We start from the raw sequence: 20,722 nt of genomic DNA on the forward strand, positions 1-20,722 counted from the left end.
CCTGCGGCACAGCCCGGTTCCGGTTCTGGTCTCCGTGACTCTGCAGCTGCTGCAGCAGCACGGCTATGACCGGTTGACTGTGGAAGCCGTTGCCGCGCAAGCCAAGGCCAGCAAGGCGACGATGTACCGCCGCTGGCCGTCGAAGGCGGATCTGGTGCTGGCCGCGTTCATCGAGGGCACCCGCTTCTCGTCGGTGCCGCCGCAAACCGGCTCACTGCGGGGCGACCTGTTGGAGATCGGTGCCGCCGTGTGTCAGCACGGGCGCGAGCACGCCAGCACCATGCGGGCGGTGATCAACGAGATGACCAACAACCCCGCCCTGTTCGACGCCATGCAGAACGAGTTCGTCCACCAACGCAAGCAGATGATGTACGAGGTGCTCTCCGACGCGGTCCGCCGCGGCGAGATCGCCGCAGGGGCGATCGACGACGAAATCTTCGATCTGCTACCGGGATACCTGGTTTTCCGGGCCTTGATATCCGGCCGCGCCCCGACCGAGGAGACGGTCCGGGTGCTGGTCGACGATGTGCTGATCCCCAGCCTGACCAAGCGCGGGTAGGACCGGCCCCGCCTGCCGCGAGATCGACGAAATGGTCTTTCCCGCAGCCGTTTTACGACCATAGCGTCGCACTCGCGCTGGGGGCCGCGCGGATGGGCAATAATCAGTGGGTGCCGACGTTGACCACCGCCGAGATCGTCTTGTCGGCGATCGCTGCGCTGCTGTTCGCGGCGTTCGTCACCTTTCTCGTGCTGTTCATCGTGGGCCGGCGACAACTGACGCAGGCCCGACGCGAGATCGAGCGGATGCGGGCGGTGGAGGACGGTCGTCGTCGTCGTGGTGTCGCGCCGTTCGCCATCAAGACGGTGTTCCAGACCGCGGACATGCTGATCAACAAGGGGCTCGGCGCGACGGTGCGCAACTCCATCGAGGATCTGGCCGGGTGGGCACAGGTGGAACGCCCCGATCTGGCCAGGCTGACCGCCGACGGGCGCGTCGCCATCGTGTTCTCCGATATCGAAGGCTCCACGGAGTGCAATGCGGCCATGGGGGACCGGGCCTGGGTGAGGCTGCTGGAAAAGCACAACAGGCTCATCCAGACCGTGGTGGACAAGCACGGCGGACACGTCGTCAAGAACCAGGGCGACGGTTTCATGATCGCGTTCGCCGACCCGGAGAATGCCGTGCGGTTCGCCGCGGATGTGCAACGCGCACTTGTCGAGAACCCGCAACGCTGGCAGTCGATCCGGGTGCGGATCGGTGTGCATATGGGCACATCGGTGCGCCGCGGCGGGGATCTGTTCGGGCTGGACGTGGCGACGGCGGCGCGGGTGGCCGATCAGGCCGACGGTGGTGAGATTCTGGTCAGTGGGCCGGTAGGCCAGGCGATCGGTGACCTCGACGATCTTCGGTTGGGTCCCGCGCGTGAGGTCGAGCTCAAGGGACTGCCGGGGACGCACACCCTGTACCCGGTGTTCACCGCCGATCCGATCGCCGAGCGCGCCGACTGAATCAGATCAGCGCCAGATTCCGCGCGTCGGCGTAACGGACGGCGTCGAGGGGAATCGACTGGTCGAGCGTCGCGAACCGGCCGCCGTTGGCGGTGGCGAGGGCCAGCAGATATGCGTCAGTCACTTGGCGATGCCCGTGCAGCCGGGAATGGTCGATCAACTCGTCATCGAGCAGGCTCACCGAACAGGGCCAGTATTCATGATGTTCGGTGGCGGCGGCGCGGGCCAACCTACCGATCGCCTGTGAGGGGGCGACCGGGCTGGGATAACGAGGCTGGCTGATGATCCGGACGAAGCCGTTTTGTGTGATCGCGCACGACGCCCAGCCGTGCACGATCTCGGTGTCGACCCATCGGCGCACCCGCTCGTGGTCGACGTGATCGCTGTCGAGCAATGCGATGAGCACGTTCACATCCAGAAGTGCGCGCGTCACACGGCTTCCTCATCACGTAACCGGTCGACGAGAGCATTGGACACCGCGGGCCCGCGGTGTCCAAAAGGTTCGAAGCCGTAGAAACTCTGCGTTTCACCGGACAGATCGGCGTTCTGCTGTGTCAGCGCCTGTCGGGCGAGATCGGACAGGACTTCGCCGGCGGTGCGGTTCTCGCGGCGGGCGCGTTCCTTTACCGCGAGCAAGACGTCATCGTCCAGTGACAGCGTGGTGCGCATACATCTGATGCTAGTGCATCTCGTGGGCCGGCACGTGCGCGGTCAGGACCCGCGCGCCCGGGCGCTCCACCGGCCGGTGGCGGGCAGCAGGGCGAACAGGATGCTGGCAACCGGGAGCACCGGCATCGCATAGACCACGGGGTGGAGTTTGGCGCCCGCGATGAACAGGCTGCCGAAGATCAGCAGCCCGATGACCGCGCCGACGACGATCAGCAACCGCCCCATCCGGTGCCGCAGCAACAATGCGATGAGGCCGCCGATGGTTGCTGCGGCCGAGATCGCGGTCAGGAATCCGATGGCCACACAGAACAGTCGATCGGTGCGCCACCACCCGGCGATCAGGTCGGTGGCGATCACGGCGGTGGCCCAGCCGCTGAGAATGCTCACGGCCGCGGTCACGACGGCCGAGCGGGGGCTCTGGTTGGAGGCGCTGCGCGGGATGATGACCGGCCGGGCCCTGGGAACATACCCGGTGCGGGCGTCGTCGGCGGCGGGCTCGATCAGGCCGGTCTGAGGCTCCGCGTCGGCTCCGGTGGGGATGGCGCCGGTGGGGTGGCGCCGGATGATGCTCGTCTGCGGTTCCGCGTCGTCGTCTGGGACCGGGATGGCGCCGGTGGGGTGACGACGGAGTATCCGAGTGCGGTCGTCCTGGTCGGGTTGCTCGTTGTCTGAATGACCGGGGTCGCTCACTCAGCCAACATAGCTGCCCGGGCTGAGCCCGCGCTTCGCCAGCCACGGCACCGGGTCGATGCGCTGGGTGCCGTTGAGCAGCACCTCGAAATGGCAGTGCGGGCCGGTGGAATTGCCCCGGTTGCCCATGGTGGCGATCTCGTCGCCCGCCATCACCCGCTCGCCGACGCTGACCAGCCAGGTGTTGATGTGGCCGTACAGCGTGACGGTGCCGTCGTAGTGGCGGATCTTCACCCAGGCGCCGTATCCCGCGGTCGGCCCGACGTCGATCACCTCACCGTCGGAGGCGGCCACGATCGGCGTGCCGATCGAGTTGGCGATGTCGATGCCGGCGTGCAGCACCCCCCAGCGGTAGCCGAAGCCGGAGGTCCACACGCCCTTGGTCGGCATCACGAACAGGGGGCGGGCCAGCCGCGCCTCCCGCTCGGCGCGTTCCTGCGCGAAGGCGGCGGCCTTGGTGATCTCCTCGGCGTGCACCGTGGAGTCGGCGGCCGAGGCGACCGAGACGATCTGCATGCCGTCCACCGAGCCGGTGATGGCCGCGCCATCGGCGGCCGCCGGGCCGGAGGCGAGGACGACGTCGTCGGGCTCCGCGGGGTCGGCATTCCCGAACGAGTAAGCGCCCGCCGCGGTGGCGCCCGCGGCCATGGCGGCGATCATCAAGCGGCTCTTGACGGCTCCCGCGGTCTCCTTGCGGTGCGTGCCGCGGCGCCCGGCCATGTCGATGATGTCGGTGGCGGCCACCCCGTCGCTGACGTCGGTGTGGCTGTCGCGGTACGCGCGCGAGGAGCTGCGCTCCTGGCCGGGCTCGGGCCGGAACCGGGACGGCACCGCAAGCCGGACGGGCACCAGGTTGTCGGTGTCGTTCATATCGTCCAGTTCGGGCGCGCGGATGACGTCGGACTCCCGGTCTGGCGCGCTGGTGCTGTCGAACCGCAGATCGGTCAGCTTGCCGAACTCGTCGAACGGGATGATGTCGGTGATTTCCGCGGCGTCGAGGTCGTCAGGCGAGAGGTGCCGGCGCTCGCGTGCATTCGTCTTCCCTCCGTCTGGAGACGAGGACGAACGATGCTGCGGCAACCTGGGGAATCCTTCTGCGTCGTGACCCGAGCGTTATCGGGGCCAGAGGCACGTTAACCAAATCCCCATGAAGGTGGCAACTCATGTGGCTATTCCGGCGCAGAATGTGATCTGTATCACGAGCATCTGCCGGTGAGATCTGCCACATGACCGGTAGGCGATGGTCAACCTGCATCCTTCGGTGGATACAGTTCCCCCCGAGCCCGTCAGGCATGCGGCCTCGGCCGGGCAGTTCGAAGTCAACGCAGACAGACAAGCTCATTTTAGGAAGCCAATGGATCTCTTCGAATACCAGGCGAAAGAGCTGTTCGCCAAGCACAACGTCCCCACGACGCCCGGCCGGGTTACCGATTCCGCCGAGGACGCCAAGGCGATCGCCACCGAGATCGGTCGCCCGGTGATGGTGAAGGCTCAGGTCAAGGTCGGCGGCCGCGGTAAGGCCGGCGGCGTCAAGTACGCGGCAACCCCCGACGACGCGTTCTCCCACGCCACCAACATCCTCGGCCTCGACATCAAGGGCCACGTCGTCAAAAAGTTGCTGGTTGCCGAGGCGAGCGACATCGCCGAGGAGTACTACATCTCCTTCCTGCTCGATCGGGCCAACCGCACCTACCTCGCCATGTGCTCGGTCGAGGGCGGCATGGAGATCGAGGAAGTCGCCGCGACCAAGCCCGAACGGCTGGCCAAGGTGCCGGTCGACGCGGTCAAGGGTGTCGACCTGGCGTTCGCCCGCTCGATCGCCGAGCAGGGCCACCTGCCCGCCGAGGTGCTCGACGCCGCGGCCGTCACGATCCAGAAGCTGTGGGAGGTCTTCGTCAAAGAGGACGCCACCCTGGTCGAGGTCAACCCGCTGGTGCGTACCCCCGACGATCAGATCCTGGCGCTGGACGGCAAGGTCACCCTGGACGAGAACGCCGACTTCCGCCAGTCCGGCCACGCCGAGTTCGAGGACAAGGACGCGACCGACCCCCTGGAGCTCAAGGCCAAGGAGAACGACCTCAACTACGTCAAGCTCGACGGTGCGGTCGGAATCATCGGCAACGGTGCGGGTTTGGTGATGTCGACCCTCGACGTGGTCGCCTACGCGGGGGAGAAGCACGGTGGTGTGAAGCCGGCCAACTTCCTCGACATCGGCGGCGGTGCCTCGGCCGAGGTGATGGCCAACGGGCTCGACGTCATCCTGGGCGACAGCCAGGTCAAGAGCGTGTTCGTCAACGTGTTCGGCGGCATCACCGCATGTGACGCGGTGGCGAACGGCATCGTCGGCGCGCTGAAGAAGCTCGGCGACGAGGCCAACAAGCCGCTGATCGTGCGCCTTGACGGTAACAACGTCGAAGAGGGCCGCCGCATCCTCGCCGAGGCCAACCATCCCCTGGTGATCCAGGCCGACACCATGGACGCCGGTGCCGACAAGGCCGCCGAGCTGGCGAATAAGTAATAGGAGCAATGACCCATGTCTATTTTTCTGAACGCAGACTCCAAGGTCATCGTCCAGGGCATCACCGGCGGTGAGGGCACCAAGCACACCGCCCTGATGCTCAAGGCCGGCACCCAGGTGGTCGGTGGCGTCAACGCGCGCAAGGCCGGCACCAAGGTGTCGCACAAGGACAAGGACGGAAACGACGTCGAGCTGCCCGTGTTCGGCTCGGTGTCCGAGGCCATGAAGGAGACCGGCGCCGACGTGTCGATCGCCTTCGTGCCGCCGGCCTTCTCCAAGGACGCCATCATCGAGGCCATCGACGCCGAGATCGGCCTGCTGGTGGTCATCACCGAGGGAATTCCGGTGCAGGACAGCGCCTACGCGTGGGCCTATAACGTCGACAAGGGTAAGAAGACCCGCATCATCGGCCCCAACTGCCCCGGCATCATCACCCCCGGTGAGTCGCTGGTCGGCATCACGCCCAACAACATCACCGGCAAGGGCCCGATCGGCCTGGTGTCGAAGTCGGGCACGCTGACCTACCAGATGATGTACGAGCTGCGCGATCTCGGCTTCTCCACCGCTATCGGCATCGGCGGCGACCCGGTCATCGGCACCACCCACATCGACGCCATCGAGGCGTTCGAGAAGGACCCGGAGACCAAGGTCATCGTGATGATCGGCGAGATCGGCGGCGACGCCGAGGAGCGCGCGGCCGATTACATCAAGGCCAATGTGTCCAAGCCGGTGGTCGGCTACGTCGCGGGCTTCACCGCCCCGGAGGGCAAGACCATGGGCCACGCCGGCGCCATCGTGTCGGGTTCGTCGGGCACCGCGGCCGCCAAGAAGGAGGCCCTTGAGGCCGCCGGTGTGAAGGTCGGTAAGACCCCGTCGGAGACCGCTGCCCTCGCCCGGGCGATCCTCGAGGGCTGATTTCCCCTCGCGAGCAGACACAAAACTGCCCCTTTTCACGTGAAAAGGGGCAGTTTTGCGTCTGCTCGGCCGTTAAACGCGACCGCCCAGATGCTCAGCGAGGAAGCGTTCGACGGCGTGGTACATGTCGATGCTGTTGTCCGGGTTGACGAAGCCGTGCCCCTCGTCCTCCTTGACCATGTACTCCACCTCGACACCCCGGGCGCGCAGCGCCTCGACCATATTGTCGGATTCGGCCTGGACCACCCGAGAGTCGTTGGCGCCCTGCACAACCAGCAGCGGGGTGCGGATCTGATCGACCTTGGTGATCGGGGAGCGGGCCAGCATATCGGCTTCCTGCGCGGGATCGTCGGGGTCGCCGACGTAGCGGTGCCAGTTGGTGGCCAGGAACCGCCGGGCCACATTCGGCAGGGTGCGCATGAAGTTGGCCAGGTTGGAGATGCCGACATAGTCGATGGCCGCGGCGAACACGTCCGGCGTGAACGTGACCCCGACCAGGGTGGCGTAGCCGCCGTAGGAGCCGCCGAAGATCGCCACCTTGTCGCGGTCGGCGTAGCCCTGTTTGACGGCCCAGTCCACCGCGTCGATCAGGTCGTCGTGCATCTTGCCGGCGAATTCCCCGATGGCGGCCTTGGTGAAGGCCTTGCCGTAGCCCGTCGATCCGCGAAAGTTGACCTGCAGCACGGCATATCCGCGGTTGGCCAGGAGCTGCACATCGGGCTGGAATCCCCAGCAGTCCCGCGACCACGGGCCGCCGTGCACCAGGAGCACGAGTGGGAGGTTGGTCGGCTCGACTCCGACCGGCAGGGTCAGATACGAGTGCAGGTCCAGCCCGTCACGCGCGGTGATGGTGACCGGCGTCATCGGAGCCAGCGCGTGGGGGTCCAGCCGCTGGTACGGGCGGAACAGCAGCCGGCTCGCACCGGTGGAGTGGTCATAGAAGTAGGTGGCGCCGGGGTCGCGGTCGTGGGTGAAGTTGACCACCCACCGCTGCCCGGACTCGTCGGATGAGATGGCGCCGAGGTCACCGTCGGACAACTTCGTCAGATTCTGCAGTACCGCAGCGAAATCGGGGTCCAGCGGATGGATCACCTGGCGTTCCCCGTAGTAGCGGGCCCCGATCAACTCACCGGTCCGCTCGCTGCGGATGAAAGGCGACGGCAGTACGAGCTGGTTACCCAGATCGAGGGCCGGGTGGCTGTCCACCTCGGTCTCCTCACCGGTGGCCACGTCGACCCTGGCCAGCCGGGTCCGGTCACTGCCCTGATTGGACGCCAGCCACAGGGCGGTGCCGTCGGGGGTCATCTCGATCGGGAAGATGCCGAGCGGGTAGTCGGTCCCGTCGTAGGTCACCACGGGACGCAGTGTGCTCGTGGACTTTTCCCAGATGGCCAGCTCGATGTCGCCGTCGGTGGTCATGGTCGAGCTGAACAGGTCGCCCTTCTGGCTGCACTGCCAGTTGACGACGTTGCCGGGGTTCTCGGCGAGCACGGTGAGTTCGCCTGTCGCGATGTCGAGTTCGTAGGCGTCGAACAGTTCCGGGTTGCGCTTGTTCAGCTGGACCATGGCCTTGCCGGGCCGGCCCTTGAGCAGTTCGAACGACGCCCGCACCGCCGGGAACGGGGTGAGATCCACTGCGGGAGCGCCGGGATCGTCCAGGTCGACGCGGTAGATGTGCCAGTTCTCATCGCCGCCGGTGTCCTGCAGATACAGCATCCAGCGTGGGTTGTCGGTCCAGTGGTAGATGTAGACGCTGCGGGTCTCGTCGGCGGTGACGCAGCGCGGGGCCTCGTCGCCGTCCAGGTTCTGGATCCACACGTTGAGGCGGTTTTTCCACGGCGCCAGGTAGGCGATCCTGGTGCCGTCCGGTGAGATGGTCGCGGCGGTGCGTTCGGGCGGGTTGAAGAATTCTTCGACGGAGATGATTTCGGGTAGCGCCATGACGGTCCTTCCGGTTTGAGGGCGGGCTTGTTCGCCGGGCCGCGTGCGCCCGCAGCGGATATCTAGATCTAGGGTTCGACCGGACCGCCGAGGCGTCCGTTGGTGGCTTCCCGGATGGCCCGGTCCATCAGGGCGAGTGCCTCCTGCTGGGAGACCTTCTGCTTGTCGACGATGACCGTCCTGCTGACATCCTCGTCGACCACCCGGAACGCCGCGGTGACCGCGGCCGCGTACAGGCGAACCGTGAGATCGTCCTCGGGCAGGCGTAGCCGGTCGGCGAACACCGGGATGAGCCCGTGCTCCATATAGTCGTGGACCATCAGATACGCCGTACGCAGCGCGGGTTCGGTTGGCGCCATCGTGGCCAGCCGCAACGCGGCGACCTCATCCTCGGTGTCCTGCGGGGCCAAAGGGTGCGAAACCATATCTGCCGCAAGGTGTTCGATCAGCGACTGGTTGTGGGGCCACCGGTTGGCACTGGCCAGGAACCGGTCGGCCGACTTCGCGAGCAGGGGCTCGACACAGCTTTCCTTGGTCCGGAAATAGCGCCAGATCGTGCGGGTCGACAGCCCGGCGGCCGCCGCGATGTCGTCCCCGCTCGTCCCGGACACCCCGTGTTCCCAGAACAGGGCGGCGGCGATCCGGGACACCGCCAACCGCGCCTCGGCCTGCTTCTCGTTCTGTGCGTCGCTGATCGTCACCACCTCCTGTCATTTAGTGACAACACCACAATGTCACTAAGTGACAGGCTCGTCAAGGTGTCGCACGAAAAAGTGGCCGCGACACGCCCCAGGTCCGCAATCGTCGCGCCCAGGTGACGGACAATCGGCCGTAGACAACTGCATGAACCGGAACCAGTTTGGCGCAAGACAGATTGGCTGTGACGCATATGCTCTGGCTCTACTGCGTACTCGCAGTGTTCACCCTGGTGTGTTTCGCGGTGGCGGTCCGCGATGGGCAGGCGTGGTGTGAGCGGTACGAATACCGCCGACATCGCGAGGACTAGAAGTCCCGCCTCCACGCCCGACGGCGACCCCTCCTCGGCAATCCGTTAGCCTGGCGAATTGACACGTGTCAGGAGGTTGTTCCGTGGTCGATCCGCGCACCCCCGTTATCGTCGGCGTCGGGCAGTTCACCGAGCGTCTCGACGACGACTACCGCGGCATGTCCGCCGTGGAACTCGCCACCGAGGCCGTCCGCGCGGCACTGCGGGACACCGGGGCCGACGTCGACGCGGTCGCCACGGCCATCGACACCATCGCCGGTACCCGCCAGTTCGAGATCTCCGGGCGCACCCCGGCCCCGCTCGGGAAATCGAACAACTATCCGCGCTCGGTCGCCAGGCGGATCGGCGCCGACCCGGCCCGCGCCGTACTGGAGGTGATCGGCGGGCAGAGCCCGCAGCACCTGGTCACCGAGTTCGCCGGCGCGATCGCTGCGGGCACGGCCGACGTGGTCATGGTGATGGGTTCGGAGAACACTTCCAGCCTGCGCTATTTCGCCGACCGGGACGATAAACCCGACCACTCCGAGACCGTCGACGGCCAGCTGGAGGACCGCGGCTACGGCTACGACGGCATCTTCGACAAGTACACGATCACCCACGGCCTGATCGGTGCCCCGGTGCAGTACGGGCTGCTGGAGAACGCCCGTCGCGCCCGGCTCGGCCTTTCGGTCGCCGACTACCGCACTCAGATGGCCGATCTGTTCGAGCCGTTCTCGAAAGTCGCCGCCAAGAACCCGTTTTCGTCGACACCCACCGAGCGGTCGGCCGAGGAGCTGGCCACCGTCACTGCGAGCAACCGGATGATCTGCGATCCGTATCCGCGTCTGATGGTGGCCCGCGACCAGGTCAATCAGGGTGCCGCCGCGCTGCTGATGTCGGTCGAGGCGGCGCGCAGACTCGGTGTGCCCGAGGAGAAGTGGGTGTACCTGCGCGGGCACGCCGATATGAAGGAGCAGAAGTTGTTGGAGCGCGCCGATATCGGCGCGAGCCCGGCCTCGGTGGCCGCGGTCGGCGAGGCGCTGCGGGTGGCCGGGATCGGACTGGACCGGGTGGCCGCCTTCGACCTCTACAGCTGCTTCCCGTTCCCGGTGTTCAACATCTGCGACGGCACCGGGCTGGCCGCCGACGACGAGCGCGGGCTGACGCTCACCGGCGGTCTGCCGTTCTTCGGCGGCCCGGGAAACAACTATTCGCTGCACGCGATCGCCGAGGCGGTCGGTGAAATGCGGGACAAGCCGGGCCAATTCGCGCTGATCGGGGCCAACGGCGGCATCGCCAGCAAGTACTCGGTCGGCATCTATTCGACCGAGCCCGCCGAGTGGGTGCCGGACAACAGCGCCGCCCTGCAGGAGCGGGTCGCCGACGCGCCGCAGGTCGCTGTCACCGAGAACGTCGACGGAACCGGGACGATCGAGACCTACACCGTCCGCTACGACTGGACGCCGCGCACCGGCATCATCATCGGCCGACTCGACGCTGACGGCAGCCGCTTCCTGGCCACCACCACCGACGAGGCGCTGGTCGCCCTGATGTCCGACGGTGACCCGCTCGGCGCGGCGATCGCGGTGCGCTCCACCGAGCAGGGCAACCAGGCCACACCGGCCTAGACCCGGGCCCGCGAGTTCGACGAAAACGTCGTTCGCGTCGAGAATTCGCGACGATTACGTCGAACTCGGCGCCAGAAGCTCCAGCTTGCCCGCCAACCGCTCCACGTAGCCGGCCACCTCGGACTCGGATTTGTCGGGCAGACCGAACAGCACCTCGGTCACCCCGAGCTCGCGCCAGTGGGCCAGCTTGTCGGCATCGGGTTTGAAGTCGAGCGCCACGATCTGCGGTGCCCCGGAGCGCCCGGCCGCGGCCCAGGTGTCCTGCAGCAGCTTGACCGGCTCGTCGATGTCGAAATCGCGGGGCGTGGTGATCCAGCCGTCGGCGGACCGCGAGATCCACTTGAAGTTCTTCTCGTTACCCGCCGCGCCGACCAGGATCGGGATGTGGGACTGGACCGGCTTGGGCCACGCCCACGACGGGCCGAAGTTCACGAATTCGCCGTCGTAGGAGGCTTCTTCGGAGGTCCACAGCGCCCGCATCGCTTCCAGGTACTCGCGCAGCATGGTGCGGCGCCGGCCCGGCGGCACCTTGTGGTCGGCGAGTTCGTCGGTGTTCCAACCGAATCCGACACCCAGCGAAACCCGGCCGCCGGACAGGTGATCGAGTGTGGCGATGGATTTGGCCAGCGTGATCGGGTCGTGTTCGACGGGCAGCGCGACGGCCGTCGACAACCGCACCCGTGAGGTCACCGCGCACGCGGTGCCCAGCGACACCCACGGATCGAGGGTGCGCATATAGCGGTCGTCGGGCAGGGACTCGTCCCCGGTGGTGGGGTGGGCGGCCTCGCGCTTGATCGGGATGTGGGTGTGCTCGGGCACGTAGAACGTGGTGAAGCCGTGGTCGTCGGCGAGCTTGGCCGCCGAGGCCGGTGCGATGCCGCGGTCACTGGTGAAGAGAACGAGCCCATAGTCCATGTCAAGAATTAGAACGTGTTCTAGTCTGAAGGGCAAGCGGATGTTCGATTCACGCGGATCGATACCGGTGACGCCCGTCTGCCCGCCTGGTGCCATGCAGCCATGACGACCGAACGCATCGCCGACCACGTCAAGTTCGCCTACTGGGTGCCCAACGTCAGCGGCGGCCTGGTCACCAGCGATATCGAGCAGCGCACCGACTGGAACTACGACTACAACGCCACGCTCGCCAGGACCGCCGAGGTCAACGGCTTCGAGTACGCGCTGAGCCAGGTCCGCTACGAGGCCAGCTACGGCGCCGAATATCAGCATGAGTCCACCAGCTTCAGCCTCGCGCTGCTGCTGGCCACCCAGAAACTCAAGGTCATCGCGGCCGTGCATCCCGGGTTGTGGCACCCTGGTGTGCTGGCCAAGCTGGGCGCGACGGCCGATCACCTGAGCAATGGCCGGTTCGCGGTCAACGTGGTCTCGGGCTGGTTCAAGGACGAGTTCACCCACCTCGGTGAGCCGTGGCTGGAGCACGACGAGCGTTACCGGCGCAGCGCCGAGTTCCTGCAGGTGCTGCGCAAGATCTGGACCGAGGACGAGGTGGACTTCCGCGGCGACTTCTACCGCATCCACGATTTCACCCTCAAGCCCAAACCGCTCAACACCCCCGAGCGGCCCAACCCGGAGATCTTCCAGGGCGGCAACTCGGCGGCGGCGCGGCGCAACGGCGGCCACTACGCCGACTGGTACTTCTCCAACGGCAAGGATTTCGACGGCCTCACCGAGCAGCTGGTCGACGTGCGTGAGCACGCTCGCAGTGCGGACCGGGAAGTGAGGTTCGGGCTCAACGGGTTCATCATCGCCCGCGACTCAGAAAAAGAAGCCAAGGAGACGCTGCGAGAGATCATCGCCAAGGCCAACCGGCCGGCCGTCGAGGGCTTCCGCAGCGCGGTGCAGCAGGCCGGCAACTCCACGGCCGACAAGAAGGGGATGTGGGCCGACTCCAGCTTCGAGGACCTGGTGCAGTACAACGACGGCTTCCGCACCCAACTGATCGGCACCCCCGAGCAGATCGCGGAACGCATTGCGGCGTATCGCAAACGCGGCGTCGATCTGATCCTCGGCGGTTTCCTGCACTTCCAGGAGGAAATCGAGTATTTCGGGGCCAAGGTGCTGCCGCTGGTCCGCGAAATCGAGGCGGCCGAACGGGATTCGGCAGACGCACCGGTTTTGGTATCGGCTTGAGACCTGTCTGACACCAGGAGCGTGTGCCCTGCACACATGTAGGTGCGCTAGCGTGGAAGGCCGAATCGCTCACGGTCCGCATCCGGAACGCAGGACGCGACGCTCGATCAGCACAGGAGAGGTCATGACCTACCCGCCCAACAACCCCGGGTACCCGCCCGCACCGCAGTCGGGATCCCAATACGACGTAACCCAGCAGTTCGCCAAGAGCCCGGCCGCCGTTCCCGGCGTGCCCGCCGCCGAAGGCGAGAGCAATCTGGCCGAGATCCTGCTGGCGACGGCTGCCGGCGCCGGTGTGATCGCGTTCCTGGTGAGCTTCGGCCTCGACAAACAGCTCGTGTTCGCCAGCGCGGTGGTGTCCGTGCTGATCCTGTTGACCCTGATCGCGGGCCTGATCGCCGGTGTCGGTCTGCTGCCCAAGCAGAGCGGTTACACCGGGATCGCCGCCGTGCTGTCGCTGGCCGCGTTCCTTCAGGTGATCTATGTGGTCGTGGCGGCGGAGGGCGACGCCGGCTGGGCGTTGTACACCATCCTGGCGCTCACCCTGATCCAGACGTTCGCCGCCATCGGTGCGTTGCTGCTCGAAACGGGTGTGGTGACGCCGCCCGCCCCCAAGCCCCGGTATGAGCAGCAGCCGCAGTACGGCCAGTACGGCGGCCCGTCGCAGTACTACGGTCAGCACAACCAGCCCCAGCCCGGCGGGCAGCCCTACCAGCAGCAGGGACCGGGACAGCGTCCCGGCTACCCGTCGCAGTACGGCGGCTACCCCGGCGGCTCGAACACCGGCGGTTTCGGCACGGTCGGCCAGCAGGGCGCCCCGCAGGGTGGTCAGCAGAGCGGTCCGCCCACCCCGCCCACCGGTTTCCCCACCTACGGCCAGCCGCAACAGCAGCAGACGCCGTCCACGGCTACGACCACCCAGGTTCCGACGCCGCCGCAGGCACAGCCGCCGTCCTCACCGCAATCCGGCTCCTCGTCGTCGTAAGCTGATCCGCGCGTGCGTGACCGGCGCGCGCGAGATCAACGAGGAGTGGCCCAGCTAGTGGAAAACCGGCCAGTCGGCACCCGCCAGGCGCGTGAGCTGCTTCGGGTCGCATTCGGGCCGTCCGTGGTGGCGTTGGTCGTCATCGCCGCAGTGGTGCTGTTGCAGCTGCTGATCTCCAACAGCGATATGACGGGCGCGTTCGGCGCGATCGCCAGCATGTGGCTGGGTGTGCATCAGGTGCCGGTCACGATCGGCGGCCGCGAGCTCGGGGTGATGCCGCTGCTGCCGGTGCTGGTGATGGTCTGGGGCACCGCGCGGACCACGGCGGCCGCGACCGCCCCCAACTCGTCCTGGCTGGTCACCCGCTGGGTGGTGGCCTCCGCACTCGGCGGGCCGCTGCTGATCGCGGCGATCCTGCTGGCGGTCATCCACGACGCCGCGTCGGTGATCACCGAGCTGCAGACCCCGAGCGCCCTGCGGGCCTTCTGGGGCGTGTTGCTGGTCCATGCGATCGGCGCGGCGCTGGGGGTGGCGTCCAAGGTCGGCCGCCGCATGCTGGCATCCGCACCCGTGCCGGCTTGGCTGCCCGACGCGTTTCGGGCCGCCGTCGCCGGGCTGCTCGCCCTGTTGGGGTTGTCCGGGGTGGTGACGGCCATATCGCTGATCGTGCATTGGGGCACCATGCACGATCTGTACGCCATCACCGACAGTGTGTTCGGGCAGTTCAGCCTGACCCTGCTGTCGATGCTCTACATCCCCAACGTGATCGTCGGCACCTCGGCGATGGCGGTGGGCTCCAGCGCCCATATCGGCCTGGCCACGTTCAGTTCGTTCACGGTGCTCGGCGGCGATATCCCCGCCGTGCCGGTGCTGGCGGCGGTGCCGGGGCCCGGTCTGGGCCCGGTGTGGGTGGCGCTGCTGATCATCGGGGCGGCCGCGGCGGTCGCGCTCGGCCAGCAGTGTGCCCGTCGGCCGCTGCCCCTGCTTCCCGCGATGGGCAAGGTCGCGGTGGCCGCGGCGGCGGCGGCCGTGACGATGGCCGTGCTGGGCCACGCCGGCAGCGGGCGGCTCGGCAATTTCGGTGAGGTCGGTGTCGACCAGGCCACGTTCGGGCCCGCGGTGTTCCTCTGGTTCGCCGGTATCGGCGGGCTGACGGTGGCGATGGCGGGTGGCATTGCGCGCCGGGTCAAGCCGGTCGCCGCGCCCGCACCGGAACCCGAGCCGGAGCCGGAACCCGAAGACGAGTACGACTACGACGAGTACGACTACGAGGACGACGGGTACGAGGACGCCGACGACTCCCCGCGCGAGCTCGAGGAGGAGCGCGAGGACGCCCCGCAGGAGCAGGAGCCGCTCGACGTCGAGGAGGTCGACCTGCCCGACGAGCCGCTGGTGTCGTGGTCGGCCGAGGAGGTTTCGGCCCTTCCCCCGGACCTGCCGCGCGACCCGCATGAGGATCCCGAGGATCACTTCCTGGTGGACGAGATCGCCGACGAGGACGTGTCCGACGACAACCCGAGGGGCCGGGCCGACTAGGCTGCAGCGCGTGCAGCAACCGTTACGTGTGCCCCCGAGCGCACCGGCACGGCTGGTAGTGCTGGCTTCGGGTACCGGGTCGTTGCTCGCATCGCTACTGGACGCCGCCGTGGGCGATTACCCGGCGCGCGTCGTCGCCGTCGGCACCGACCGCGCGTGCGCGGCACTCGACATCGCGGCGGGCGCCGGCGTCCCCTCCTACACCGTGCGCCTCGGCGATCATCCCGACCGGGCGGCCTGGGACGCCGCGGTCACCGCGGCCACCGCCGAGCACCGGCCGGATCTGGTGGTGTCGGCCGGGTTCATGAAGATCCTCGGCCCGCAGTTCCTGGCCCGCTTCCCGGGCCGGGTGGTCAACACCCACCCGGCGTTGCTGCCCGCGTTTCCCGGCGCGCACGCCGTGCCCGAGGCGATGGCCTACGGGGTGCGGATCACCGGGTGCACGGTGCATCTGGTCGACGCGGGCATGGACACCGGGCCGATCCTGGCGCAGCAGCCGGTCGCGATCCACGACGACGACACAGAAGAGACTCTGCACGAACGCATCAAGGTCGTCGAACGACGGCTGCTGGTGGACGTGCTGGCCGCGCTGGCGACCCGCGGCGTGACCTGGACCGGACGAAAGGCGACCATAGCGTGAGCGATAAGAAACCGATCCGGCGAGCGTTGATCAGTGTCTACGACAAGACCGGCCTCGCCGATCTGGCCCGCGGCCTGCACGAGGCGGGCGTCACCATCGTCTCGACCGGGTCGACCGCGAAAACCATCGCCGGAACCGGTGTTCCGGTCACCCCGGTGGAAGAGGTGACTGGTTTTCCCGAGGTGCTCGACGGCCGGGTGAAGACCCTGCACCCGCGGGTGCACGCCGGGCTGCTGGCCGACACCCGCAAGCCCGAACACCTTGCCGCGCTGCAGGAACTCGACGTCGAGGCGTTCGAACTGGTGGTGGTCAATCTCTACCCGTTCTCCGAGACCGTCGAGTCCGGCGCGTCGGTCGACGAATGCGTCGAGCAGATCGACATCGGCGGGCCGTCGATGGTGCGGGCCGCCGCCAAGAACCATCCCAGCGTGGCCGTGGTGGTCGACCCGATCGGCTACGACGGGGTGCTGGCCGCGGTGCGGGCCGGCGGTTTCACCCTCGACGAGCGAAAGCGGCTGGCTTCCTTGGCCTTCCGGCACACCGCCGAATACGACGTCGCGGTGGCCGGCTGGATGGAGACGACCCTGGCCCCCGAAGACGATGCGGCGCCGGCGGCCTTGCCGCGGTGGTTCGCGGGCACCTGGCACCGCAGCGCGGTACTGCGCTACGGGGAGAACCCGCATCAGCAGGCCGCGGTGTACCGGGACGATTCCGCGTGGCCGGGTCTGGCGCAGGCCGAGCAGCTGCACGGAAAAGAGATGTCCTACAACAACTACACCGACGCCGACGCCGCCTGGCGGGCCGCGTTCGACCATGAGCAGACCTGCGTGGCGATCATCAAGCATGCCAACCCGTGCGGGATCGCGGTCTCCTCGGAGTCGGTGGCCGACGCGCACCGCAAGGCCCACGAATGCGATCCGCTGAGCGCGTTCGGCGGGGTCATCGCGGCCAACACCGAGGTGAGCGTCGAAATGGCCGAGACGGTCGCCGACATCTTCACCGAGGTGATCATCGCCCCGGCGTATGAGGCGGGCGCGGTGGAGATCCTGGCCCGCAAGAAGAACATTCGCATCCTGGTCGCCTCCGAGCCGCTGGTCGGTGGTGTCGAGCTGCGGCAGATCAGCGGCGGTGTGCTGGTGCAGCAGCGCGATGCGCTCGACGCCGAGGGCGACGATCCGAACAACTGGACCCTGGCCACCGGTGACCCCGCCGACGAGCGGACGCTGGCCGATCTGACCTTCGCGTGGCGGGCCTGCCGGGCGGTGAAGTCGAATGCGATCGTGGTGGCCGCCGGCGGGGCTACGGTTGGCGTCGGCATGGGTCAGGTGAACCGGGTCGACGCCGCGAAACTGGCGGTGCAGCGCGGTGGCGACCGGGTGCCGGGTGCGGTCGCGGCCTCCGACGCGTTCTTCCCGTTCCCGGACGGGCTGGAAACTCTCACCGAGGCCGGGGTGAAGGCGATCGTGCATCCGGGCGGGTCGATGCGCGACGATGTGGTGACCGCTGCCGCCGAAGCCGCAGGCATCACGCTCTACCTCACCGGCGCTCGGCATTTCGCCCACTGAGTTTTCCCGGGCCGCTGCTGCGCCGTTTTCTACCCCAGGGCTGTGAAACTCGTCTTGTAGCGACCCTGGGGTAGAAATCGGCGCGATGCCCGCCGATGCACAGCGTGGCGTTCATCCCCAGCCGGGATCGCGGCGAGGCTTGGCGGGGGCAGATCGGTCGGCCGCGCTGCCGACCATCGCAGCCATGAACACCCCATTCATCGGGCCGGAAGCTCTCGCCGCGGGCGGACTGACCCGGGGACAGCTGCGATGGCGATACGCGGCGACTCAGCCACGCGTCTACCTGCCGAAGGCCGGCGTGCGAACGGTGCAGGCCGATATCACGGCCGCGTGGCTGTGGAGCGGGCGGCGGGCCATCATCGCCGGGCGGGCCGCCGCGGCGCTGCACGGCGCGAATTGGGTCGACGTGGGTACCCCGGTGGAACTGATCACCGATCACGGGCGGCGCAGGCCTGGAATCGTCGTCCGCGAGGAGCGCATCGGGCCGGACGAGATCTGCCGGATCGGTGATTTCCGGGTCACCACGCCGCTGCGGACGGCGCTGGATCTGGCACGATTCTTTCCGCGCGATGCCGCGGTCGCCCACCTCGACGCACTCGCCGCGGCGACGGGTGTCGAATGTGGACAGGTGCTCGAACTGGCGGCGCGGTATCGAGGCCTGCGGGGAATCCGAAGCGCCCGAACAGCCCTCGCTTTGATGGATCCCGGCGGACAGTCGCCCCAGGAGAGCCGGCTGCGGCTGGTACTGATCGACGCGGGCTATCCGCGTCCGGGTACCCAGATCAGGGTCAGCGACGGTGTCGACGAGGCGTTCATCGATATGGGTTATCCGGACGCCAAGATAGGTCTGGACTACGACGGTAAACACCACGCCTCGGACCGACCGCGATATGTGCATGACATCGGGCGAAACGCCATCATCGAACGTGAAGGCTGGATCGATATCCACGTTGTCACCGAGCACAGCAAGGCCTATGTCCTGCATCGGGTGCGTGAAGCGTTCACCCGGCGCGGGATCTCGCCGTTTTCTACCCCAGGGCTGTGAAAACCGTGGCGCAGCGACCCCGCGGTGGAAAACGGCGCAACAACTTCGCCCCGTAAGAGCCCTATGGCGTGATGGTGGCCTGCTCGTTGATCACCTTGTTGACATCGACCAGGGCCTGGAAGTCGCGGTAGGTCGAGTCGGCGTTGATCTGCAGGACGAAGGTGCCGCCGGGGCCCTGCACCGCGACCGTCTTCTGGGTGATGGCCCTGCGCTTGCCGTCCTTGACGTAGGAGCCGCCGAGTTGCACCGAAGGGAAACCGGCCAGCATGCCCTTGGTGATCGCGCCGATCGGCTGGTAGTCGGTGAGGTTCTGCAGCTCGTTGGGGGCGAACTCGAGCAGCTTGTCGGGGTTGACGTTGCCGCCCAGCTTGGAGATCAGTGAGATCACCGAAGGCGGATCCTGGGGATTGACACCGTCATTCACGATCGCCGAGTACGCCCAGGCCGGGGTGCGGGTTCCGGCGTCGACCCATCCGGGCGGGGTGGGCAGTTCCAACGTCGGGGATCCGGGATCGCCGCGGTGCATGGGTGTTTCGGCGATCTTGTTCTCGCGGATGTAGTCGGCGATGGTGTAGCGGTGTCCGCCGGGCGGCGCGGGGGTGGCCGGCACGGTGGTCTCGGCCTCGGCGGACGGCTCGGAGGCCTGCGCGGAGGTGGTGGTGTCCGAACCGGCGTCGTCGCCGCCCGATGTCACGGCCAGGGCGATGCCGCCGACCAACAGCACCACCGCGCCGACCGCGGCGGCCGCGATCAGTAACTTGCGCCGCTTGCCGGTTTTGCGGGGCGATGTCGTGTACGGCAGTGGCGGCGGGGCGAAGTTGGAGCTCGGCGGCCCGGGCGGCTGGTGGGACGCGTCGTCGGTGCCGGCCCACGATGAGGTGAACACCGGTGGCTCCTGCGGTGTGACGGGGCGCGGGTTGGACGGCGAGAGCGGGACCGGGGGGAGGGGCTGCGCAGCCAGGGGCATGGTCGGCGGGGCCGACTGGGCAGCCGGGGTCGGAGGGCGGGACGGGGTCGGCGGCGCGGGCATCGGCGGGGCAGCGACCCGCGGCGCAGGCGATGCCGGCGGGGCAACCGGGGTCGCCACCCTGCGTGGGGTGGGCACGGTGCGCGTCGCGGCCTCGGCCAGCGCGACGGCGAAGTCGTGGCAGGTGTCGTAGCGGTCCTTGGCGTCCTTGGACAGCGCCCTGGACATGACCGAATCGAACACGGCCAGCTCGGGTTTGGTGTCACCCAGCTTGGGCGGCGGCGAATTCAGGTGGTGACTGATTACCACCGCGGGATTGCTGTGTGCGAACGGCGGGGCCCCGGTGAACAGCCGGTAGGCGGTGGCGGCCAGCGAGTACTGGTCGGCCCGGCCGTCGAGCGGCTGGCCCATCAACTGCTCGGGTGCGGTGTAGGACATCGAGCCCACCGTGATGTTGGTGGAGGTGAGCCCGTTGACCTCGTCGGCGCGGCGCGCGATGCCGAAGTCGGTGAGCATGATCCGCCGCTTGGAACCCTGTTTACCGGTCAGCAGGATGTTGGCCGGTTTGACGTCGCGGTGCAGCAGCTTGCGCTGGTGCGCGTAGTCCAGGGCGTCGCCGACGGCGGTGACGACCTCGACCACGTCGTCGGCGGGCATACCGGACGGGAACTCGTCGTGCAGCAGCCGCGCCGCGTCGTGACCGTCGACGTAGTCCATCGAGATCCACAACCGGTCCTCGAACTCGCCGCGGTCGTGCACACCGACGATGTGGGGGTGCCACAGCGTCGCGGCCATATCGGCCTCGCGGATGAACCGCTGCCGGAACTCGTCGTCGGCGCTGACGGTCGTGGGCAGCACCTTGAGGGCATCCTCACGCGGCAGCCGCGGGTGGGATGCCAGGTATACCTCGCCCATGCCACCGGTGCCCACCAACCGCACGATGGTGAACCCCGCGAAGACCTGACCGCTAGCCAACGGCAT

The 20,722-nt window shown here is 67.7% G+C and carries 20 protein-coding genes; 12 read left to right on the plus strand and 8 right to left on the minus strand.

What is annotated here, in order from left to right; all coding sequences use genetic code 11:
• The first annotated feature begins 1 nt into the window (after position 1).
• Both ACWDTP_RS22020 and ACWDTP_RS22025 read left to right on the plus strand, forming a co-directional pair.
• Entirely contained in the window at positions 2 to 559 is a 558-nt protein-coding gene (locus ACWDTP_RS22020) for a TetR/AcrR family transcriptional regulator (protein WP_450023642.1), read from the plus strand.
• A 92-nt stretch (positions 560 to 651) separates the two neighbouring features.
• A complete protein-coding gene (locus ACWDTP_RS22025) occupies positions 652 to 1,509 on the plus strand; it encodes an adenylate/guanylate cyclase domain-containing protein (protein ID WP_450023644.1) in 858 nt (285 codons plus the stop codon).
• A gap of 1 nt (position 1,510) precedes the next feature.
• Here the strand turns inward: ACWDTP_RS22025 and ACWDTP_RS22030 are convergent, their stop codons facing one another.
• Genes ACWDTP_RS22030 through ACWDTP_RS22045 form a run of 4 tightly spaced genes read right to left on the minus strand, consistent with a single transcriptional unit; the run spans position 1,511 to position 3,948 of the window.
• The gene (locus ACWDTP_RS22030; RefSeq protein ID WP_450023646.1) at positions 1,511 to 1,942 is read right to left on the minus strand and encodes a TA system VapC family ribonuclease toxin; all 432 of its coding nucleotides are present in this window, start codon (positions 1,940 to 1,942) and stop codon (positions 1,511 to 1,513) included.
• Positions 1,939 to 2,178: a ribbon-helix-helix domain-containing protein gene (locus ACWDTP_RS22035; RefSeq protein WP_450023648.1), complete on the minus strand. Its 240-nt coding sequence runs from the start codon at positions 2,176 to 2,178 to the stop codon at positions 1,939 to 1,941. The genes ACWDTP_RS22030 and ACWDTP_RS22035 overlap by 4 nt, the downstream gene beginning before the upstream one ends.
• A gap of 42 nt (positions 2,179 to 2,220) precedes the next feature.
• Positions 2,221 to 2,868: a hypothetical protein gene (locus ACWDTP_RS22040; protein ID WP_450023650.1), complete on the minus strand. Its 648-nt coding sequence runs from the start codon at positions 2,866 to 2,868 to the stop codon at positions 2,221 to 2,223.
• The gene (locus ACWDTP_RS22045; protein ID WP_450023652.1) at positions 2,869 to 3,948 is read right to left on the minus strand and encodes a M23 family metallopeptidase; all 1,080 of its coding nucleotides are present in this window, start codon (positions 3,946 to 3,948) and stop codon (positions 2,869 to 2,871) included. It lies immediately after the preceding gene.
• Positions 3,949 to 4,222: 274 nt separating this feature from the next.
• On the opposite strand from ACWDTP_RS22045, the gene sucC reads away from it, so the two are divergent.
• Complete coding sequence (sucC, locus tag ACWDTP_RS22050; protein WP_450023654.1) at positions 4,223 to 5,386, plus strand: ADP-forming succinate--CoA ligase subunit beta; 1,164 nt, start codon at positions 4,223 to 4,225, stop codon at positions 5,384 to 5,386.
• A 15-nt stretch (positions 5,387 to 5,401) separates the two neighbouring features.
• On the plus strand, positions 5,402 to 6,301 hold the full coding sequence (sucD, locus tag ACWDTP_RS22055) for a succinate--CoA ligase subunit alpha (RefSeq protein WP_450023656.1): 900 nt from the start codon (positions 5,402 to 5,404) through the stop codon (positions 6,299 to 6,301).
• A 72-nt stretch (positions 6,302 to 6,373) separates the two neighbouring features.
• On the opposite strand, the gene ACWDTP_RS22060 is transcribed toward sucD, so the two are convergent.
• Positions 6,374 to 8,242, minus strand: a complete 1,869-nt coding sequence (locus ACWDTP_RS22060; RefSeq protein WP_450023658.1) for a S9 family peptidase — start codon at positions 8,240 to 8,242, stop codon at positions 6,374 to 6,376.
• Between the two features lie 68 nt (positions 8,243 to 8,310).
• Complete coding sequence (locus ACWDTP_RS22065; protein WP_450023660.1) at positions 8,311 to 8,943, minus strand: TetR/AcrR family transcriptional regulator; 633 nt, start codon at positions 8,941 to 8,943, stop codon at positions 8,311 to 8,313.
• Positions 8,944 to 9,122: 179 nt separating this feature from the next.
• Between ACWDTP_RS22065 and ACWDTP_RS22070 the strand changes: the two genes are divergently transcribed.
• Both ACWDTP_RS22070 and ACWDTP_RS22075 read left to right on the plus strand, forming a co-directional pair.
• Positions 9,123 to 9,248, plus strand: coding sequence for a hypothetical protein (locus tag ACWDTP_RS22070; RefSeq protein ID WP_450023662.1), 126 nt, complete (start codon positions 9,123 to 9,125; stop codon positions 9,246 to 9,248).
• An 83-nt stretch (positions 9,249 to 9,331) separates the two neighbouring features.
• Positions 9,332 to 10,855 carry an acetyl-CoA acetyltransferase gene (locus ACWDTP_RS22075; RefSeq protein WP_450023664.1) on the plus strand — a complete coding sequence of 508 codons (1,524 nt, stop codon included), beginning with the start codon at positions 9,332 to 9,334 and terminating at the stop codon, positions 10,853 to 10,855.
• Between the two features lie 54 nt (positions 10,856 to 10,909).
• On the opposite strand, the gene ACWDTP_RS22080 is transcribed toward ACWDTP_RS22075, so the two are convergent.
• Positions 10,910 to 11,770, minus strand: coding sequence for an LLM class F420-dependent oxidoreductase (locus ACWDTP_RS22080; RefSeq protein WP_450023666.1), 861 nt, complete (start codon positions 11,768 to 11,770; stop codon positions 10,910 to 10,912).
• A 102-nt stretch (positions 11,771 to 11,872) separates the two neighbouring features.
• Between ACWDTP_RS22080 and sfnG the strand changes: the two genes are divergently transcribed.
• The 6 genes from sfnG to ACWDTP_RS22110 all read left to right on the plus strand — a co-directional run bounded on the left by sfnG (position 11,873) and on the right by ACWDTP_RS22110 (position 18,774).
• Positions 11,873 to 13,003 (plus strand): dimethylsulfone monooxygenase SfnG, encoded by a 1,131-nt coding sequence (gene sfnG, locus ACWDTP_RS22085; protein WP_450023668.1) that lies wholly within the window; start codon positions 11,873 to 11,875, stop codon positions 13,001 to 13,003.
• A gap of 124 nt (positions 13,004 to 13,127) precedes the next feature.
• Positions 13,128 to 13,988, plus strand: coding sequence for a DUF5336 domain-containing protein (locus ACWDTP_RS22090; protein WP_450023670.1), 861 nt, complete (start codon positions 13,128 to 13,130; stop codon positions 13,986 to 13,988).
• Between the two features lie 57 nt (positions 13,989 to 14,045).
• On the plus strand, positions 14,046 to 15,524 hold the full coding sequence (locus tag ACWDTP_RS22095; protein WP_450023672.1) for a cell division protein PerM: 1,479 nt from the start codon (positions 14,046 to 14,048) through the stop codon (positions 15,522 to 15,524).
• Positions 15,525 to 15,534: 10 nt separating this feature from the next.
• Positions 15,535 to 16,164 carry a phosphoribosylglycinamide formyltransferase gene (gene purN / locus ACWDTP_RS22100; protein WP_450023674.1) on the plus strand — a complete coding sequence of 210 codons (630 nt, stop codon included), beginning with the start codon at positions 15,535 to 15,537 and terminating at the stop codon, positions 16,162 to 16,164.
• Complete coding sequence (gene purH, locus ACWDTP_RS22105) at positions 16,161 to 17,729, plus strand: bifunctional phosphoribosylaminoimidazolecarboxamide formyltransferase/IMP cyclohydrolase (protein ID WP_450023675.1); 1,569 nt, start codon at positions 16,161 to 16,163, stop codon at positions 17,727 to 17,729. Before purN ends, purH begins: the two co-directional genes overlap by 4 nt.
• Before the next feature lie 184 nt (positions 17,730 to 17,913).
• A complete protein-coding gene (locus tag ACWDTP_RS22110) occupies positions 17,914 to 18,774 on the plus strand; it encodes a hypothetical protein (protein WP_450023677.1) in 861 nt (286 codons plus the stop codon).
• A gap of 61 nt (positions 18,775 to 18,835) precedes the next feature.
• Here ACWDTP_RS22110 and ACWDTP_RS22115 read toward each other — a convergent pair whose 3' ends face one another.
• Entirely contained in the window at positions 18,836 to 20,722 is a 1,887-nt protein-coding gene (locus tag ACWDTP_RS22115) for an LpqN/LpqT family lipoprotein (RefSeq protein WP_450023679.1), read from the minus strand.

Source organism: Mycobacterium sp. NPDC003449, from assembly GCF_053588415.1.

What these genes read in the sequence shown, in the direction of transcription:
- ACWDTP_RS22025 (WP_450023644.1), top strand. Translation starts at nt 652, where the DNA reads ATGGGCAATAATCAGTGGGTGCCGACGTTGACCACCGCCGAGATCGTC.
- ACWDTP_RS22035 (WP_450023648.1), bottom strand. Translation starts at nt 2,178, where the DNA reads ATGCGCACCACGCTGTCACTGGACGATGACGTCTTGCTCGCGGTAAAG.
- sucC (WP_450023654.1), top strand. Translation starts at nt 4,223, where the DNA reads ATGGATCTCTTCGAATACCAGGCGAAAGAGCTGTTCGCCAAGCACAAC.
- sucD (WP_450023656.1), top strand. Translation starts at nt 5,402, where the DNA reads ATGTCTATTTTTCTGAACGCAGACTCCAAGGTCATCGTCCAGGGCATC.
- ACWDTP_RS22060 (WP_450023658.1), bottom strand. Translation starts at nt 8,242, where the DNA reads ATGGCGCTACCCGAAATCATCTCCGTCGAAGAATTCTTCAACCCGCCC.
- ACWDTP_RS22080 (WP_450023666.1), bottom strand. Translation starts at nt 11,770, where the DNA reads ATGGACTATGGGCTCGTTCTCTTCACCAGTGACCGCGGCATCGCACCG.
- sfnG (WP_450023668.1), top strand. Translation starts at nt 11,873, where the DNA reads ATGACGACCGAACGCATCGCCGACCACGTCAAGTTCGCCTACTGGGTG.
- ACWDTP_RS22090 (WP_450023670.1), top strand. Translation starts at nt 13,128, where the DNA reads ATGACCTACCCGCCCAACAACCCCGGGTACCCGCCCGCACCGCAGTCG.
- ACWDTP_RS22110 (WP_450023677.1), top strand. Translation starts at nt 17,914, where the DNA reads ATGAACACCCCATTCATCGGGCCGGAAGCTCTCGCCGCGGGCGGACTG.
- ACWDTP_RS22115 (WP_450023679.1), bottom strand. Translation starts at nt 20,722, where the DNA reads ATGCCGTTGGCTAGCGGTCAGGTCTTCGCGGGGTTCACCATCGTGCGG.